General features: G+C 41.3%; 16 protein-coding genes. 15 read left to right on the plus strand and 1 reads right to left on the minus strand.

From position 1 onward, the window contains the following. Nucleotides 1-131 precede the first annotated feature (131 nt). Nucleotides 132-839, plus strand: coding sequence for a response regulator transcription factor BfmR (gene bfmR / locus PCI70_RS08525; RefSeq protein ID WP_269914911.1), 708 nt, complete (start codon nucleotides 132-134; stop codon nucleotides 837-839). Nucleotides 840-858: 19 nt separating this feature from the next. Next, the gene (gene bfmS / locus PCI70_RS08530; RefSeq protein ID WP_269914912.1) at nucleotides 859-2,475 is read left to right on the plus strand and encodes a sensor histidine kinase BfmS; all 1,617 of its coding nucleotides are present in this window, start codon (nucleotides 859-861) and stop codon (nucleotides 2,473-2,475) included. A gap of 10 nt (nucleotides 2,476-2,485) precedes the next feature. On the opposite strand, the gene PCI70_RS08535 is transcribed toward bfmS, so the two are convergent. Beyond that, on the minus strand, nucleotides 2,486-2,839 hold the full coding sequence (locus PCI70_RS08535) for a hypothetical protein (protein ID WP_269914913.1): 354 nt from the start codon (nucleotides 2,837-2,839) through the stop codon (nucleotides 2,486-2,488). A 352-nt stretch (nucleotides 2,840-3,191) separates the two neighbouring features. Between PCI70_RS08535 and ndhC the strand changes: the two genes are divergently transcribed. The 13 genes from ndhC (at nucleotide 3,192) to PCI70_RS08600 (ending at nucleotide 17,992) form a co-directional block, all read left to right on the plus strand. Beyond that, a complete protein-coding gene (ndhC, locus tag PCI70_RS08540) occupies nucleotides 3,192-3,710 on the plus strand; it encodes an NADH-quinone oxidoreductase subunit A (protein ID WP_269914914.1) in 519 nt (172 codons plus the stop codon). A gap of 6 nt (nucleotides 3,711-3,716) precedes the next feature. Further along, nucleotides 3,717-4,394: a NuoB/complex I 20 kDa subunit family protein gene (locus PCI70_RS08545; protein ID WP_269914915.1), complete on the plus strand. Its 678-nt coding sequence runs from the start codon at nucleotides 3,717-3,719 to the stop codon at nucleotides 4,392-4,394. A gap of 74 nt (nucleotides 4,395-4,468) precedes the next feature. Continuing rightward, a complete protein-coding gene (gene nuoC / locus PCI70_RS08550; RefSeq protein ID WP_269914916.1) occupies nucleotides 4,469-6,241 on the plus strand; it encodes an NADH-quinone oxidoreductase subunit C/D in 1,773 nt (590 codons plus the stop codon). A gap of 12 nt (nucleotides 6,242-6,253) precedes the next feature. Next, nucleotides 6,254-6,763: an NADH-quinone oxidoreductase subunit NuoE gene (gene nuoE, locus PCI70_RS08555; RefSeq protein WP_269914917.1), complete on the plus strand. Its 510-nt coding sequence runs from the start codon at nucleotides 6,254-6,256 to the stop codon at nucleotides 6,761-6,763. Next, nucleotides 6,760-8,070, plus strand: coding sequence for an NADH-quinone oxidoreductase subunit NuoF (gene nuoF / locus PCI70_RS08560; RefSeq protein ID WP_269914918.1), 1,311 nt, complete (start codon nucleotides 6,760-6,762; stop codon nucleotides 8,068-8,070). Before nuoE ends, nuoF begins: the two co-directional genes overlap by 4 nt. A gap of 12 nt (nucleotides 8,071-8,082) precedes the next feature. Then, nucleotides 8,083-10,749, plus strand: a complete 2,667-nt coding sequence (gene nuoG, locus PCI70_RS08565; RefSeq protein ID WP_269914919.1) for an NADH-quinone oxidoreductase subunit NuoG — start codon at nucleotides 8,083-8,085, stop codon at nucleotides 10,747-10,749. Next, nucleotides 10,746-11,753, plus strand: a complete 1,008-nt coding sequence (gene nuoH / locus PCI70_RS08570; RefSeq protein ID WP_269914920.1) for an NADH-quinone oxidoreductase subunit NuoH — start codon at nucleotides 10,746-10,748, stop codon at nucleotides 11,751-11,753. The genes nuoG and nuoH overlap by 4 nt, the downstream gene beginning before the upstream one ends. Nucleotides 11,754-11,771: 18 nt before the next feature. Beyond that, a complete protein-coding gene (gene nuoI, locus PCI70_RS08575; protein ID WP_269914921.1) occupies nucleotides 11,772-12,314 on the plus strand; it encodes an NADH-quinone oxidoreductase subunit NuoI in 543 nt (180 codons plus the stop codon). Next, entirely contained in the window at nucleotides 12,314-12,823 is a 510-nt protein-coding gene (nuoJ, locus tag PCI70_RS08580) for an NADH-quinone oxidoreductase subunit J (protein WP_269914970.1), read from the plus strand. The genes nuoI and nuoJ overlap by 1 nt, the downstream gene beginning before the upstream one ends. Continuing rightward, a complete protein-coding gene (gene nuoK, locus PCI70_RS08585; protein ID WP_269914922.1) occupies nucleotides 12,823-13,131 on the plus strand; it encodes an NADH-quinone oxidoreductase subunit NuoK in 309 nt (102 codons plus the stop codon). Before nuoJ ends, nuoK begins: the two co-directional genes overlap by 1 nt. Then, nucleotides 13,128-14,975 (plus strand): NADH-quinone oxidoreductase subunit L, encoded by a 1,848-nt coding sequence (gene nuoL / locus PCI70_RS08590; RefSeq protein ID WP_269914923.1) that lies wholly within the window; start codon nucleotides 13,128-13,130, stop codon nucleotides 14,973-14,975. Before nuoK ends, nuoL begins: the two co-directional genes overlap by 4 nt. Nucleotide 14,976: 1 nt before the next feature. Next, complete coding sequence (gene nuoM, locus PCI70_RS08595) at nucleotides 14,977-16,554, plus strand: NADH-quinone oxidoreductase subunit M (RefSeq protein WP_269914924.1); 1,578 nt, start codon at nucleotides 14,977-14,979, stop codon at nucleotides 16,552-16,554. Between the two features lies 1 nt (nucleotide 16,555). Next, complete coding sequence (locus tag PCI70_RS08600; protein ID WP_269914925.1) at nucleotides 16,556-17,992, plus strand: NADH-quinone oxidoreductase subunit N; 1,437 nt, start codon at nucleotides 16,556-16,558, stop codon at nucleotides 17,990-17,992. Nucleotides 17,993-18,020: the final 28 nt, after the last annotated feature.

Consider the following 18,020-nt stretch of genomic DNA (forward strand, 5'->3'; position numbering starts at 1 on the left):
CCTATACTTACAAAAATTGACGCTCATGTATCAGTTTGGTGAAAAGTGGCTTGTTTACAATGTAAACCTGTGTATATTGCTCAATATAAATTAGTACATTAGCTTATCGAACAGATGATAAGGGGGCATACATGAGCCAAGAAGAAAAGTTACCAAAAATTTTAATTGTTGAAGATGATGAGCGTCTAGCACGTCTTACGCAAGAATATCTAATTCGTAATGGTTTAGAAGTCGCTGTAGAACCAGACGGTAACCGCGCAATTCGCCGCATCATTGCAGAGCAGCCTGACATGGTGGTCCTTGATGTAATGTTACCGGGCGCAGATGGCTTAACAGTGTGTCGTGAAGTACGTGCTCACTATCATCATCCAATTTTAATGTTGACTGCTCGCACAGAAGATATGGATCAAGTTCTTGGTCTAGAAATGGGTGCAGATGACTATGTGGCAAAACCTGTACAACCTCGTGTGCTTTTAGCGCGTATCCGTGCGTTATTACGCCGTACAGACAAAGCAGCAGAAGATGAAGTTGCACAGCGTATCGAGTTTGATGATCTTGTGATTGATAACGGTGGTCGCTCTGTTACGCTAAACGATGAGCTTGTTGATTTTACAAGCGCAGAATACGATTTATTATGGTTACTTGCATCGAATGCAGGCAAAATTTTATCGCGTGAAGATATTTTTGAACGTTTGCGTGGTATTGAATACGATGGACAAGATCGTTCTATTGATGTACGTATTTCACGTATTCGTCCTAAAATTGGGGATGATCCAGAAAATCCAAAACGTATTAAAACAGTACGTAGTAAGGGTTATCTGTTTGTAAAAGAAGCATAATTTAAGAGGCTGACGATTCGTGTTTAAACACAGTATATTCTTGCGTATTTATGCTGGCGTTGTGGTGTTAGTTGCCCTAGTAGCTGCATTTGGTTACTTGCTCGTGCAAATTATTAACTACCAACGAGCGCAAGAATATCGTGAATCTCTTACAGATGGCATTTCTTATGTAATTGCCCAAGGGGTAGAGCGTCAGTCAACTGAGCAGCAGAAAAAAGATTGGTTATCGGATGCTTCTGATTTGTTAGAGCTTCCGATTTCAATGATTGACAGTAACAAAATTGAGCTTTCTCGTTCTGAAAAAAAACGCATAGAACAAGCACAAGCGGTTGTACGTTATGACACGCAAACCATGAATGCAAATATGTATATTGGTTTACCGCATGACCCTCAGCATTTGGTTTTTGTAAACGTTAATAAGATTGGTGAACGTCAAATTAAGGCACTTCCAATTTTTATTTTAGATTATCTTATTTATTATCCCGGACAAGAAAAACAATATTTAGATAAAATTCGCGAACATTTTTCTTACCCAATAGAAATTCAATCTATTTTAAGTCTAGGTTTAGATTCAGAACAAATAGGACGCTTGCGCCAAGACCAAAGCATTTTACTTTACCGTGATAGTGCATCTGTACGTGGTACAACAATCTCTATTGTCTCGCCTGTACCCAATAATCCATCTGAAGTATTGGTGATTGGTCCTGTACCCATGTTTAATTGGATGCCATTCCAGCTTGCAGCAGGAATTACATTACTAAGTTTGTTTTTATTGAGTTTAGGCGTGTATGGTCTAATTTTGCCCCTTCAAAAGAAAATCAAACAAGCCATTCGTGCCTTAGATAAAACCAAAAGTGGTGACTTATCATCTCGGTTACCTGTTGAAGGTTCAGACGAAATGGCAAGTTTGTCTTCAAGTTATAATGATATGGCAAGTCATATTGAACGTTTAATTGAAGCACAAAGAGAATTGATGCGTGCGGTCTCTCATGAATTAAGAACACCTGTTGCACGTATTCGCTTTGGTATGGAAATGTTGGCGGACGAGGACGATTATGACTTTCGTTTAAGTCAAGTGAAGCTGATTGATGAGGATATTGAAGCACTCAATACGCTTATTGATGAGATTATGACCTATGCTAAACTAGAGCAGGGTACGCCATCTTTAGATATTCAAAATATTTCAATTGCAGATGTATTGTGTCAAGTTGAGAAAGAGACACAAGCACTGAAAACGCAAAAAGAAATTGAATTAGTTGCACCAGATGAGAGTGTAGTTGCAGAAGCAGAACGTCGATATTTACACCGTGTAGTACAAAATCTTGTAGGCAATGCAATTCGTCATTGCGATACAAAAATTAGGCTTACAGGCGGTATAGACGATCGTGGTGATGCCTATGTATGCGTAGAAGATGATGGTGAAGGGATTGCAGAAGCAGACCGTGAGCGAGTGTTTGAAGCCTTTGCGCGCTTAGATGATAGCCGTACACGGGCATCAGGTGGTTATGGACTAGGATTATCTATTGTGAGCCGTATCGCATTTTGGTTTGGTGGCGAAATTAAAGTTGATGCAAGCCCAGATTTAGGAGGTGCACGCTTTATGATGACATGGCCTGTAAAAAAGGCGACTAAGTAGTCGCCCTTATTTATTCATATGATGAAGCATCTGGATTAATCAGGTCTTTACCATCAAGCAGTGCTTGACCTGCTTGCGGGTAGACAAAAATATGCAGATGTTTTTCTTCGCTATCAATATCGTAACGTTCAATAATACGTTGATCGCCTGAAATTGTTTCTACTTTATATTCATCTGCAATATTTAAAATACTTTCTAAGTTGGTAGATGAAGAGGCAAAATCACCTTGAAATACTTTTGTTAAATCTTGAAAGGCAATTTCAATTTCATTACTTTGAGTTTTTTGTACTTTTGTTTGTACATAACGAATCAAAAGTTGTGCAGCTAAAAAATAATTTGGTTTATGTGTGTATTCTAAGTTCATGATCTGTCTCCAATAATTGCTTGTTATTTTATGCTTTTAATATAACGAAGCAGATTTAAAAAGAATGTAATGAAATTGTGAATGTAAGTGACAAAAAATGATAACGATTGAAAAAAAAGTGAATTGATCAAAAAATAATAGCAGAAACCAATAAGTATATATTCTAAGTAGTTTCGGCATTATCTGTCTTAAAATTGGGTAAAACACAGTAAAAGCAAGGTTTTTGGTTTATAGCCAGTCAAAACAGAAATCGGGTACAATCAGAACGTTTAAGTTAAGTTATGTTTGGTGTATTTATAGGCCAATACATACATTCTTTTGTTCAAACAGGCCTGCCAGGAGTTATCCCCGCATGAGTGCCATTACTCCATACGACTGGGCAATTACTGCCTTTGTCATCGGTGTTACATTCCTTTGCGTTTTCATGCTGACTGTACCGCAATTACTCGGTGGTCGTGCATGGGGTCGCGCAAAACAAGAGCAGTTTGAGTCTGGAATTGTCGGCGCAGGTGGTGCACGTATCCGCCTGTCTGCCAAGTTTTATCTTGTGGCAATTTTCTTTGTTCTTTTTGATATTGAAGCACTGTATCTATATGCATGGGCAACATCTGTGCGTGAAGTAGGATGGTTTGGTTTTACCACCGTTGCTATTTTTATTATTGATTTGTTGATTGGTCTTGTTTATGCCTTATCAACAGGTGCTTTAAATTGGTCGCCTTTTGACCGCCGTAAAGCTGCAGGCACATTACCAAAAATTGGTTCTGCCAATATGGATATTGCAGAAATTACACGCTTTAATTCAATTGATGAACTTGTACGAGATCCTACGGGACATATTCCAGCACAATCACGCGCAAAAAATAAGGAGTAATACGGGATGAAGTACACATTAACCCGTGCTAATCCAGAAGCGGACGAGTATCCGTTACAAGAAAGACAGGTCGTAACTGACCCACTTCAGGAAGAAGTGAATAAAAACGTATTTATGACCCGTTTAGAAGACGTGGCACATAATTTAGTTAACTGGGGACGTAAAAACTCAGTTTGGCCATTTAACTTTGGTACATCATGTTGCTATGTAGAATATGCAACCACTTTAACCGGTGTACATGATTTATCACGTTTTGGTGCAGAAGTTATCCGAGCTTCACCTCGTCAAGCAGATTTGATGATTGTGGCAGGAACATGCTTTGTTAAAATGGCACCTGTTATTCAGCGTTTGTACGAGCAAATGCTTGAGCCAAAATGGGTTATTTCAATGGGTGCTTGCGCCAACTCTGGTGGTATGTACGATATTTATTCTGTCGTGCAGGGTGTAGATAAAATTATTCCTGTTGATGTCTATGTGCCAGGATGTCCACCACGTCCAGAAGCGCTGATTCAAGCACTAATGTTATTACAAGATCAAATTCAATTAGAACGCCGTCCGCTTTCTGCGGTGATCGGGGATGATCTTAAGCCAATTTATAAGCCAAAGATGATGCCTGAGCGTGACCGTAAAAATGCAGAGCGCATTGCGGTAAAAAATCTACGTTCTATGGATGAGATTAAATAGTTTTAGCACAACATGCACGATCGGAATGTGCAGCTAAAATGAATAAAAACTGTATTAAAAAGGAAGCCAAAACAATGGCTGAAACTGAAATTGCTAAGCCAGATGTTCGTCCAGCATTTGCAATTGTAGAAGAATTAAAAACCAAATTTGGCGATAACTTCTATGTGCAAACCACCTGTGAAGACTTTCCAACGGTTTGGGTAGAGCGTGCACGCGTACAAGACGTCCTTATGTTTTTGCGTACAGTGGCGCGTCCTTATGTGATGTTATTTGACTTATCTGCGGTAGACGAGCGTATGCGTCAGCATCGCGAAGGTTTGCCTGCATCAGATTTCACGGTCTTTTATCATTTACTTTCTTTAGAGCGTAATACGGATATTCGTATTAAAGTTGCCCTAAGCGAAAGCGATTTGAATATTCCAACAGCAACCAATATTTGGCCAAATGCCAATTGGTACGAACGCGAAGCGTATGACATGTTTGGCATCCATTTTGATGGACATCCCATGTTACGTCGTATTTTGTTGCCAACGTATTGGGAAGGTCATCCACTTCGTAAAGAATATTCTGCGCGTGCAACTGAATATACACCGTATATGCAAAACCAAGCCAAACAAGATTTTGAGCAAGAGCATTTACGCTTTGTGCCAGAAGATTGGGGCTTAAAACGTGGCAATAAGGACGAGGACTTCATGTTCTTGAACTTAGGGCCTAACCATCCATCTGCGCATGGTGCATTCCGTGTAATTTTGCAGCTTGATGGCGAAGAAGTAAAAGACTGTGTGCCTGATATTGGCTATCACCATCGTGGTGTAGAAAAAATGTCAGAGCGTCAAACATGGCACTCTTTTATTCCATATACAGACCGTGTGGACTACTTGGGTGGTTGTGCACAAAACATGCCGTACGTGTTGGGTGTAGAACAGCTTGCAGGTATTAAAGTGCCTGAGCGTGCGCAATGTATCCGTGTAATGATGTCGGAACTATTCCGTATTAATAACCACTTATTGTTTATTGGTACAGCCATTCAAGATACAGGCGGTATGACCCCTGTGTTTTATATGTTTGCCGACCGTCAAAAAATCTATGATGCCATTGAGGCCATTACAGGTTTTCGTATGCATCCTGCATGGTTCCGTATTGGTGGTACTGCACACGATTTACCAAATAATTGGCAACATCTGATTCGTGAAATTTTAGATTGGTTACCAAAACGCCTTGATGAATATCATAAAGCAGCACTTAAAAACTCCGTGTTTATTGGGCGTACCCGTAATGTGGCACAGTACGATGCAAAATCTGCATTGGCTTGGGGTGTGACAGGTACAGGCTTGCGTGCAACAGGAATTGACTTTGATGTTCGTAAATATCGTCCGTATAGCGGTTACGAAAATTACGATTTTGAAGTGCCTGTAGAGTACGAAGGTGATGCACTTGCGCGTGTGATGGTGCATTTCCACGAAATTCGTGAGTCGCTTAAAATTATCAAACAATGTTTAGATAATATGCCATCAGGTGCGTATAAAGCAGACCATCCTTTAGCTGTACCACCGCCAAAAGATAAAACATTACAAGATATTGAAACCTTAATTACGCACTTCTTGAGCGTGTCTTGGGGACCTGTCATGCCAGCAGGCGAAGCATCTGTGATGACAGAGGTGGTAAAAGGGGCAAGTAATTACTACTTAACCTCAGATAAGGCAACGATGAGTTACCGTACTCGTATTCGTACACCAACTTTTACGCACTTACAGCAAATGCCTTCTGTAATTAATGGCAGTTTGGTATCTGACTTAATCATTTACTTAGCAACCATCGACATTGTTATGGCTGACGTGGATCGCTAGGGGTAACGTATTATGATGATTTTGACTGATAAAAAGCCTCGTGTGAATGTTGAAGGAATTTTAACAAACGAAGAAATTCACGAAATTCAACATCACATTGAGCACTATCCATACCCACGTGCGGCATCTTTAGATGCACTCAAATGCGTACAACGCCGTCATGGTTGGGTAGACGATGCACAAATGAATGCCATCGCTCAACTGCTCACCATCAGTGTGGCAGACCTTGAGGGTGTGGCAACGTTTTATAACCGTATTTACCGTCAACCTGTTGGGCGTCATGTCATTTTATTGTGTGATTCTATTGCTTGCTTTTTGATGGGTGCAGAAACACTTGCAGAAGCATTTCAGCGTGAATTAGGCATTGCTTATGGGCAAACTACGCCAGACAATCGTTTTACCTTACTGCCAATTTGCTGTTTGGGTAATTGCGATAAAGGGCCAACCTTAATGATTGATGAAGATACACACGGACTTGTTGATGTTTCATCAGTAAAACAGTTATTGGAGAAGTATGTATGAATACTGAACCAAAACCAATTTATGGCGATGGCAACCCAGAAACACATCCTTTAACATGGCGTTTAAGCCGTCAAGAACATGTACGTTCTGCAGACGATTACGAAGCATTAGAAGGTTATGCAGGCTTTAAAAAAGCACTAACGATGCAACCTGCTGAAGTGTTAGAAGCAGTTAAAGCTGCCACGGTAAAAGGTCGCGGTGGTGCAGGTTTCCCCGCAGGGATTAAATGGTCGTTAATGGCACCGAATGACGGTGGCCCACGCTATTTAATTTGTAATGCCGATGAAATGGAACCAGGTACGTTTAAAGACCGCTTGCTGATGGAAAAGCTACCGCATCAACTCATAGAAGGCATGTTGATTGCAGGGTATACGCTTGAAGCAACGCAAGGCTATATCTTTATTCGTGGTGAATACATTGAAGCTGCACAGTATTTAAATGAAGCGTTAGAGCAAATTCGTGCCAAAGGCTATTTAGGTGAAAATATCCTAGATACAGGTTGGAATTTTGATCTACACGTGCATACAGGTGCAGGGCGTTATATTTGTGGTGAAGAAACAGCTTTAATTAATTCGTTAGAAGGTCGCCGTGCCAATCCTCGTACTAAACCACCATTTCCGCAAGTGGCGGGGGCTTGGGGTCGTCCAACCATCGTAAATAACGTAGAGACCTTTAACAACTTGCCTGCAATTTTGTTGCGTGGTGCCGAATGGTACATCGGACTTTCAGAAGGAAAATCGAAAGATCCGGGTACAAAAATTTATGGTGCATCAGGCAAAGTAAAATTTCCGGGCTTGTGGGAGTTACCATTTGGTACAACCGCACGTGAAGTAATTGAAGAACATGCAGGCGGTATGCGTGATGGTTTAACCCTCAAAGCATGGTTACCGGGTGGCGCATCAACCGACTTTTTAGCCGCAGAACATATTGATTTGCCGATGGATTCTGAAAGTATTATGAAAGCAGGTTCACGTTTGGGAACATGCTTACTCATGGTGGTGGACGAGACACAATGTATGGTGTCTGCAACACGTAATCTTGAAGAGTTTTTTGCACGCGAATCTTGTGGTTTTTGTACGCCATGCCGTGATGGTTTACCGTGGGCAGTGAAAGCCTTAAAAGCATTAGAAGATGGTACAGGCAAACAAGAAGATATTGATCACTTGTCTGAGCTAACCAAAAAATTATGGATTGGTAAAACGTTTTGTGCGCATGCGCCGGGTGCAATGGAACCTTTAATGGGCGCACTTAAACATTTCCGCAGTGAGTTTGAGGCAAAAATCCCTCAAGCAAGCCACGTAGAATAAAGGAACTCGACTATGGCTACAATTCATGTCGATGGAAAACAGTACGAAGTCAATGGCTCAGAAAACTTGCTACAAGCGTGTTTGTCTTTGGGAATTGATATTCCTTACTTTTGCTGGCATCCATCCTTAGGTTCTGTTGGCTCTTGCCGTCAATGTGCCGTTAAACAATACGCAAATCCTGAAGATACGCGTGGTCGTTTAGTGATGTCATGTATGACGCCTGCATCAGACAACACCTATATTTCAATTGAAGATAAAGAAGCGACTGATTTTCGTGAGTCAATCGTTGAATTTTTAATGACCAACCACCCACATGACTGTCCTGTCTGTGAAGAAGGTGGTCATTGTCATTTACAAGATATGACTGTGATGACAGGTCACGATCGTCGTCGTTATCGCTTTACCAAACGCACGCACTATAACCAAGAACTCGGCTCATTCATTGCACATGAAATGAACCGCTGTATTGCGTGTTACCGTTGTGTACGTTATTACAAAGACTATGCAGGCGGTACAGACTTTGGTGTATTTGCCAATGCATCGCGTGTGTATTTTGGTCGCCCAGAATCGGGTACGTTAGAAAGCGAATTTTCAGGTAACTTGACTGAAGTTTGCCCAACAGGTGTATTTACCGATAAAACCCATTCTGCACGTTATAACCGTAAGTGGGATATGCAGTACGCACCAAGTGTGTGTCATGGCTGTTCTTCAGGTTGTAATATTTCACCAGGCGAGCGTTATGGTGAATTACGCCGTATTGAAAACCGCTTTAATGGTGAAGTAAACCAGTATTTCTTATGTGATAAAGGACGTTTCGGTGCAGGTTATGTGAATAACGAAGACCGTCCACGTCAGCCAAAAATTGGTAATACTGTAGTGTCGGTTGATGATGCACTAGACAGTGTAATTGGTAAGTTACAAGGCAAAAAAGTACTCGGTATTGGTTCACCACGTGCAAGTTTAGAATCAAACTATGCACTACGTGAACTTGCGACAACTTACTCAACAGGTATGAGCCAAAAAGAGCAATCTTTGGTAGAACTTGCAACGTCTATTTTACAAACTGAAGGTGTATATACACCGAATATGCGTGAAATCGAAAGTTACGACGCGGTGTTAATTTTAGGTGAAGACCTGACACAAACTGCTCCACGTATTGCCTTGTCTGTACGTCAAGCGGCAAAAAATAAAGCCAAGCAAATGGCAGCAGACCGCCGTACACCAGATTGGTTGGCAGAGCCTGTAGCACGGATTGGGCAAGATGAAAAATCCCCGATTTACATTTTAGCTGCAACACAAACCCGTTTGGCTGATGTTGCAACAGGTGAAGTAGTTGCATCGCCAAATGACATTGCACGTTTAGGTTTTGCTGTAGCATCTGCATTAAAAAATGAAACGTTACATGGCTTAGACCAAGATGCACAAGACTTTGCAACAACGATTGCACAAACGCTTAAAGATGCGAAAAAACCATTAGTTATTGCAGGGACAAGCTTACAAGACCCTGCCATTATGGAAGCGGCAGCAGCAGTAGCACAAAACATTAATGCAGGGCTCACTTTGGTTGTACCAGAGGTAAACTCAGTTGGTGTAGCACTGTTAGGCGGGCAAAGTTTAGAGCAAGCCTTTACAGAAGATTTTGATACTGTGATTGTGATGGAAAATGATTTATACCGTCGTTTACCGCAAGCACAAGCAGATGCAGCACTTGCTAAAGCCAAAGATGTGATTGTGCTTGACCATAGCCCAACAGCAACCACTGTAAAAGCAGATGTCTTACTCTCTGCATCAAGTTTTGCCGAAGGTGATGGCACAGTCGTGAGTCAAGAAGGGCGTGCGCAACGTTTTTATCAAGTGTATGACCCAAGCTACTACAAGCCTGAATATGCTATTAAAGAATCTTGGCGTTGGTTGCATGCCCTTCATACAGGTGTGCAAAATACAGCCATTTCTTGGACAGTGCTTGACGATGTGATTGAACAAGTAGCAAAAAATGTTCCTGTTTTAGATGCTATTCAAGATGTTGCACCAAACGCAGGCTACCGTGTACATGGGTTGAAAGTCGCACGTGAACCACGCCGTTATTCAGGTCGTACGTCAATGCGTGCGCCAATTTCTGTACATGAACCTAAACAACCTGTGGATGTAGATACCGCTTTAACTTTCTCTATGGAAGGTTATGTGGGTGCAGAAACAGCGTCATCACTTGTGCCATTTGCATGGGCGCCGGGTTGGAATTCGCCACAATCTTGGAACAAATATCAAGATGAAGTAGGTGGACATCTTAAAGGTGGTGACTCAGGTATCCGTTTATTTGACCGTTTACCAAAACGTGCAATGCGGACTTATGTTGCACCCTCTCAAGTGCTAAATAATCCAAATAGTTTCCGTTTAGTGCCAATGCATCACATTTTTGCATCAGGTGAATTTACAGTTAAAACGCCTGCGATGCAGTCTCGTATTCCTGAAGCCATGTTTGCTTTAAGCGAAAAAGATGCAACACGTTTAAATGTAAAAGATGGTGAAACCATTACGGTACAAACAGGCGACATGCAAGTGAACCTACCTGTACAAGTAATTGAATATTTACCAACAGGTTATATTGGTTATCCAATTGGTTTAGCGCCAACAGTGTCATTGGCTGAGCCTGTGGCTGTTTCAGTAGGAGTAGCATCATGAGTATACGTGCACTTCCTGAGTGGGCATCAGACTGGCCAATTTTGTACAGTGTGGTACAAGCGGTTGTAATTATGTTGGTGGTGGTGGTTTTTGCTGCGCTACTTTCATTTTTTGAGCGTCGTTTACTGGCACTTTGGCAAGACCGTTATGGGCCAAACCGTGTTGGGCCATTTGGTTCACTGCAAATTGTGGCGGACATGCTTAAAATCATGTTCAAAGAAGACTGGACGCCTAAATTTGCCGATAAACTGACATTCCGTTTAGCCCCTGGTGTAGCCATGGCAACGGCAGTTTTATCATTCATGGTGATTCCTGTTAGCCCATATTTAGGTGTGGCAGACATGAATGTTGGGCTATTGTTCTTTATGGCAATGGCGGGGATTGCAGTCTATGCCGTGTTGTTTGGTGGTTGGTCATCAAATAACAAATATGCATTGTTAGGTGCTTTACGTTCTTCTGCACAAACTATTTCTTACGAAGTGTTTTTAGGCATTTCGTTAATGGGTGTTGTGGCAATTGCTGGGTCTTTTAACTTGCGTGATATCGTAGAATCACAGCGTGATCTTTGGAATATTATCCCGCAATTTATTGGTTTCATGATATTTGTGGTGGCAGGTGTCGCTGTAACGCATCGTCATCCATTTGACCAACCCGAAGCAGAACAAGAACTTTCAGAAGGTTACCACGTTGAATACGGTGGTATGAAATGGGGGATGTTCTTCGTTGCAGAATACGTAAACATTGTTTTAATTTCGGCACTGATTGTGACGCTATTTTTTGGCGGTTGGCTTGCACCGTTTAATATTGAGATTCCGTTTATTCCAGATTCATTTTGGTTCATTGGTAAAACATTGTTTTTTGTGATGATGTTTGTACTGGCACGTGGTGCGTTGATGCGTCCGCGTTACGATCAAGTGATGAACTTTGGTTGGAAAATTTGTTTACCACTTGCACTCGTTAACCTTTTGGTGACAGGTGCAGTTATCTTATTGAAATCGACCTAAGGCAGCAGGGAGAAGAATATGTTTAAAATTCTAGCTGGTGTTGGGTCAATCGTTCGGTCGTTGGTTATGGTGTTTAGCCATGCAACACGCAAACGAGACACCATTTTATATCCTGAAGTACCCGCTGAAGAAATTGCACCACCCCGTTATCGTGGGCGTATTGTTCTAACGCGCGACCCCGATGGCGAGGAACGCTGTGTGGCGTGTAACTTATGTGCAGTTGCTTGCCCTGTGGGATGTATTTCACTACAAAAAGCAGAAAAAGAAGATGGGCGTTGGTACCCTGAGTTTTTCCGCATCAATTTTTCACGCTGTATCTTCTGTGGTATGTGTGAAGAAGCTTGTCCAACAACTGCAATTCAACTCACCCCAGATTTTGAGATGGGTGAATATGTACGTCAGGATTTGGTCTACGAAAAAGAAAACCTACTGATTTCAGGACCAGGGAAATATCCAGATTATAACTTTTACCGTGTGACAGGTATGGCAGTAGACGGTAAAGATAAAGGACAGGCACAAAAAGAAAGTAAACCTGTGGACGTACGGAGTTTATTACCATGATGTGGCCATTTTATTTGATGGCCCTTGTGGCTATCGTGTCAACCATTCGCGTGGTGACCAATACTAATCCAATTCATGCACTGCTGTGCTTAATTGTGTCCTTACTTGCAGTTGCGGGTATTTTTATGACCGTGGGTGCGCCGTTTGCAGGTGCGCTTGAAGTGATTGTTTATGCAGGCGCTATTATGGTGCTGTTTGTATTTGTGGTGATGATGCTCAATTTAGGGCAACACACCGTAGAGCAAGAAAGCAAATGGTTAACGTCTGATGCGTGGGCAATTCCTGCACTCATGAGTTTTTTACTTGGACTAACATTGGTTTGGATGCTAGGTAAAGCACCAAACAATATGTATCTAGGTGCAGAACTGATTTCGCCAAAAGCCATTGGGCAAGTGTTGTTTACGCAATATGTGCTGATTGTTGAGGTAGCAGCGATGTTACTGCTTGCAGGTTTAGTAGCAGCATATCATCTTGGCAAACGTGAACCAGGCGAAGAGGAGCAAAACTAATGGGTCATATTCCTTTAGAGCATGGTTTGATTGTTGCGACGATTTTATTTGCACTTGGTTTTTATGGTGTGATGGTACGTCGTAATTTTCTCTTCATTTTAATGAGCCTTGAGATCATGATGAATGCTGCTGCACTTGCTTTTGTATGTGCAGGTAGTGCGTGGGGACAAGCTGATGGACAGATTATGTTTATCTTAGTGCTGACACTCGCAGCCGCCGAAGCGTGTATTGGTCTTGCGATCGTTCTTCAGTTTTATCATCGCTTCCATCATTTGGATGTGGATGCTGCAAGTGAGATGCGCGGATGAATTCTTTATATTTAACAATTTTATTTCCGCTCATTGGCTTTGTGCTTTTGACGGTAGGACAAAAAAAATTATCTGAAAATGTATCTGCACTCATTGGGGTAGGTTCAGTTGGATTATCTGCACTGTTTACATTGTTAGCAGGTTTAGCATTTACAGAACATGGTGCGTTTGTTCAGCATTTATGGACATGGTTTAGCGCAGGCAATTTCTCATCTGAAATTAATTTACAGCTTGATGGCTTGTCGTTGTTGATGGCAGGCATGATTACAGGTGTGGGCTTTTTAATTCACGTATTTGCCTCTTGGTATATGCGTGGTGAAGCAGGCTATGCGCGTTTTTTCTCTTACTTTAACTTGTTTGTGGCAAGCATGTTGGTGCTTGTACTTGCAGATAACTTGTCGTTATTGTTTTTAGGTTGGGAAGGCGTTGGTCTTTGCTCTTATCTATTGATTGGTTTTTATTATTCAAACCCAGACAATGGTTGGGCTGCAATTAAAGCCTTTACTGTAACGCGTGTGGGTGATGTGTTCTTGTTGATTGGGATGTTTTTGTTATACCAAGCATTTGGTACATTACATACGGCAACAATTGTAGAAAACGCATCTCATGTACTATCAGGTAATTATGCATTTTGGACAGCAATGATGCTGTTTTTGGGTGCAGCAGGTAAATCGGCACAAATTCCATTACAAACTTGGCTTGCAGATGCAATGGCAGGTCCAACACCTGTATCGGCTTTAATTCATGCTGCAACTATGGTAACTGCAGGTGTGTATCTGACATGCCGTTTACACACCGTATTTGAAATTACCCCTGCTGTGATGCAGTTTATTTCTTTAACAGGTGCAATCACGTTACTTGTGGCAGGTTTTGCTGCATTAGTACAAACAGATATTAAACGTATTTTGGCTTACTCAACTATGAGTCAGTTAGGGTATATGTTTATGGCAGTGGGTGCAGAGGCGTATCAAGCAGGGTTATTCCATATGCTTGCCCACGCGTTCTTTAAGGCATTGTTATTCTTGTCGTCTGGTGCGGTTATTTTAGCTTGTCATCATGAGCAAAATATTTTCAAAATGGGCGGACTATGGAAAAAAATTCCATTTGTGTTTGCGTGTTTTGTGGTTGGTGGTGGTGCGCTTGCAGCCATTCCATTTGTAACCGTGGGCTTCTTCTCAAAAGATGCCATCTTAGGTGCAGTGTATGCTCATGGTAATCATGGCTTTTATTGGGCAGGCGTTGCAGGTGCGTTCTTAACTTCTATTTATACCTTCCGTTTAATTTGGGTGGTATTTTTTGGTGAAGAAAAGACGCATGCGCATCAAATCTCAGGGGCAACATATTGGGCACCATTGGGTATTTTACTTGTATTGTCTACCTTTGTTGGGGGCTTACTTAAAGCACCTGTAGAGCGTTTACTCACTTCAGCGCGTATTCCTGCTGTGGAGCATGTAGATGCTAGCAGTGCCGAACATATTGCAGTAGTGATTGCATTAATTGGCTTAGCGATTGGTATTGCACTGTTTACTGTGGGTTATAAGGCTGTTAAAACAACCGCTCGTACATCGTTAGGTGCAGGTGTATCAAGTATTTGGTATGGCGCATTTGGCTTTGATATTTTGTACGATATTGTATTTGTTAAGCCATATTTATTCCTAAGCAAAATGGTTGGACGTGATCCAATTGATGGCATGTGGTTAGTGCTTCCTGCACTTGCAAAAGGCGGTCATAAGTTCATAAGTTCACGCCAAACAGGCTTATTACGTGATTACGCATCAAGTATGGTTTTGGGCATGGTTGTGCTCTTGATGATCTTGATTGTTATGCAAGGAATGGGGCAATAAAATGGAAAATAATTTAATGCTACCCGCACTTGTTTTAATTCCATTTTTAACAGGTATTGGGTGTTGGTTAGTTGGCAAGATCAGCTCACAACTGCCACGTTGGCTTGCACTCATTGGCATGGTTGTTACGTTTGTTTTAACACTCATGTTGTGGAACCATGGTACATATCAATTTAATTTGGGTGCACCTACATTTGCTTCTGAATTTCAAACGAATTGGATTCAACCGCTTGGCATAACCATTCACTTTGGTATAGATGGCTTATCTTTACTGATGGTGGGACTAACTGCTTTATTGGGTATTTTAGCAGTAGGCTGTTCTTGGAATGAAATCCAAACTAAAGTGGGTGCATTCCACTTTCATTTGCTTTGGAGTTTGGCAGGCGTTATTGGTATTTTCCTTGCGCTTGATTTATTTGTGTTCTTCTTATTTTGGGAAGTGATGCTGATACCAATTTACTTCTTAATTGCAATTTGGGGACATCAAGGAACAACACAAGACGCGCACATTAAAGCTGCAACCAAGTTTTTTATTTACACACAAGTGTGTGGCTTAATTATGCTTGTAGGCATTTTAGGGCTTGTGGTGTGGGGTTACTTACTCACCAACGGTACGATGAGCTTTGATTATAATTTCTTAATGACCGTTGCCCATCAAGTACCTGCACCATTTGCCTATGGCTTTATGTTGTGCATGTTTATTGGTTTTGTGGTGAAGCTTCCGTTATTTCCATTTCATGGTTGGATGCCTGATGCACATGAGCATGCCCCAACTGCAGGTTCGATTGATTTAGCAGGTTTGCTGATTAAAACACCTGTGTATGGTCTATTACGTTTTGTCATTCCGTTCTTTCCTGCAGCATCTGAAAAATTTGCACATACTGCCATTTTGCTGAGTGTGATTGGAATTTTTTACGGTGCATTGTGTGCGTATCGTCAAACAGACATGAAGCGTTTATTGGCTTACGCATCTATTTCGCACATGGGTATTGTGGTACTTGGGATTTACTCAGGAACACTCATTAGCTATCAAGGTCTCATGATTTTAATGTTGGCACATGCATTGGCATCGGCAGCATTATTCATGATGACAGGTCAGATTTATGCACGTTTTGGTACGCGCGATTTAAGTCAACTCGGTGGGCTTCGTGGTCAATTACCATATTTGTCATTTTTCTTAATGTTCTTTGTGGCAGCATTGGTCGGTATTCCGGGGTTAGGAAACTTTATTGGTGAATTCCTTATTTTGATGGGGTCTTATGCACGTTTCCCTGTGTTTACCATTATTGCTGCAGTGAGCTTAGTATTTGCAGGGTTGTACGGTTTAATTTTAATTCACCGTTCTTTATTTGGTCAGCCAAAAACAACGCAAATTATTCAAGACTTAAATGTTCGTGAAAGTGTGTTGTTGTTGATCTGTGCGTTTGGATTGTTGTGGTTAGGTTTACATCCACAAACGTTCTTAGATGTATCAAACTCAAGTATGCAGTGGATTGCCAATAGTTATGTGCCAGTTCAACATACGCCTGAGCTTATGCAACATGCTGTAAGTCAGCTCGATCAAGTGGAGATGCGTTAATATGAACTTCACACAACAATTTATGCCACTTGCACCTGTGATGATTGTTTCACTCACATCTGTTGTGGTTATGATTTTAATTGCGATTAAACGTCATCATGCGCTTGTTTCTACAGTGACAGCGCTTGGGCTCAATTTATCGGGGCTTTATATTATTTTGACCATGTTTGGTGGTCATTTTAAACCAAGTGATGTGATGGGTATGTTTGTGGTTGACCCATTTACAATGCTGTATCAATTACTCATTGTGGTGGTATCACTTGCATGCTGTACGTTATCGCATCATTTTATTAAGCACTATGAAAACAACAAAGAAGAGCTGTATTTACTGCTTTTGTTATCGGTTTCAGGTGCCATGCTCATGGTGGCAAGTGCACATTATGCATCGTTCTTTATTAGCTTAGAGTTGATGTCTGTGCCTGTTTATGGCTTGCTTGCATACACACATGAACGTGAAAAATCATTAGAATCAGGTCTAAAATACTTGGTTTTATCTGCAACAGCATCAGCAATATTACTGATGGGTATTGCCTATATTTATGCTTATACAGGTACACTCTCGTTTTATAACGGCTTTGAGCAACTTCTTAAAGCTATTCAGGCGGGTAACCCTGTGGTTGTATTGGGTATTGCAATGGTGTTGTTTGCGATGGCATTTAAGCTATCGCTTGCGCCATTTCATAAATGGACACCTGATGTTTATGAAGGTGCGCCAACACCGCTTGCTGCATTTTTAGCTTCTGCTGCTAAAGTGGCAACAATTGGTTTGTTGGTACGTTATAGCTTAGCAGCAGGTGTGCTTATTCCATCGGTTACTGTAATTTTAACAGTAATTGCGGTGCTATCTATTTTGGCAGGTAACTTACTTGCATTGCGTCAAGATCATTTAAAACGTGTACTTGCGTACTCATCTATTGCACATTTTGGTTATTTGCTCATTGCATTAGTGAGTAAAAATTATTTCTCTGTTGATGCAATTAATTTTTATACCATTGTGTATGCACTGACAACAGTAGGCGCGTTTGGTGTGGTGAGCGTAATGGGTAGCGATTACCGTGGTTTGTATTGGAAAAATCCTGTACTTGCATCTGTTTTAACGGTAATGATGCTCTCTTTAGCAGGTATTCCACTCACAGGTGGCTTTATTGCTAAATTTATGGTGATTAAAGCTGCTGTAGATGCAGGACATTGGTACTTGGCAGCAGCAGTGATTGTGGGAAGTGGTTTGGGGTTATATTACTATTTACGTGTAACCATTGCGTTATATGTAAAACCAAACGTTCTTCAAACTAAAAAAGCACCATTTGGTGTAACTGTAATGTTGGTATTGACCATGTTGGCAATTTTATTGATGGGTGTTTATCCCGACCCATTTATTAAAATTTCCACTGTTTCTCAGTTACTTGCACCAATCCAAATTGCATTATTCGGACATTAATTTAAAAGCCCTCAATATGAGGGCTTTT

The sequence above is a fragment of the Acinetobacter sp. HY1485 genome, from assembly GCF_027568475.1.
Classification (GTDB): domain Bacteria; phylum Pseudomonadota; class Gammaproteobacteria; order Pseudomonadales; family Moraxellaceae; genus Acinetobacter.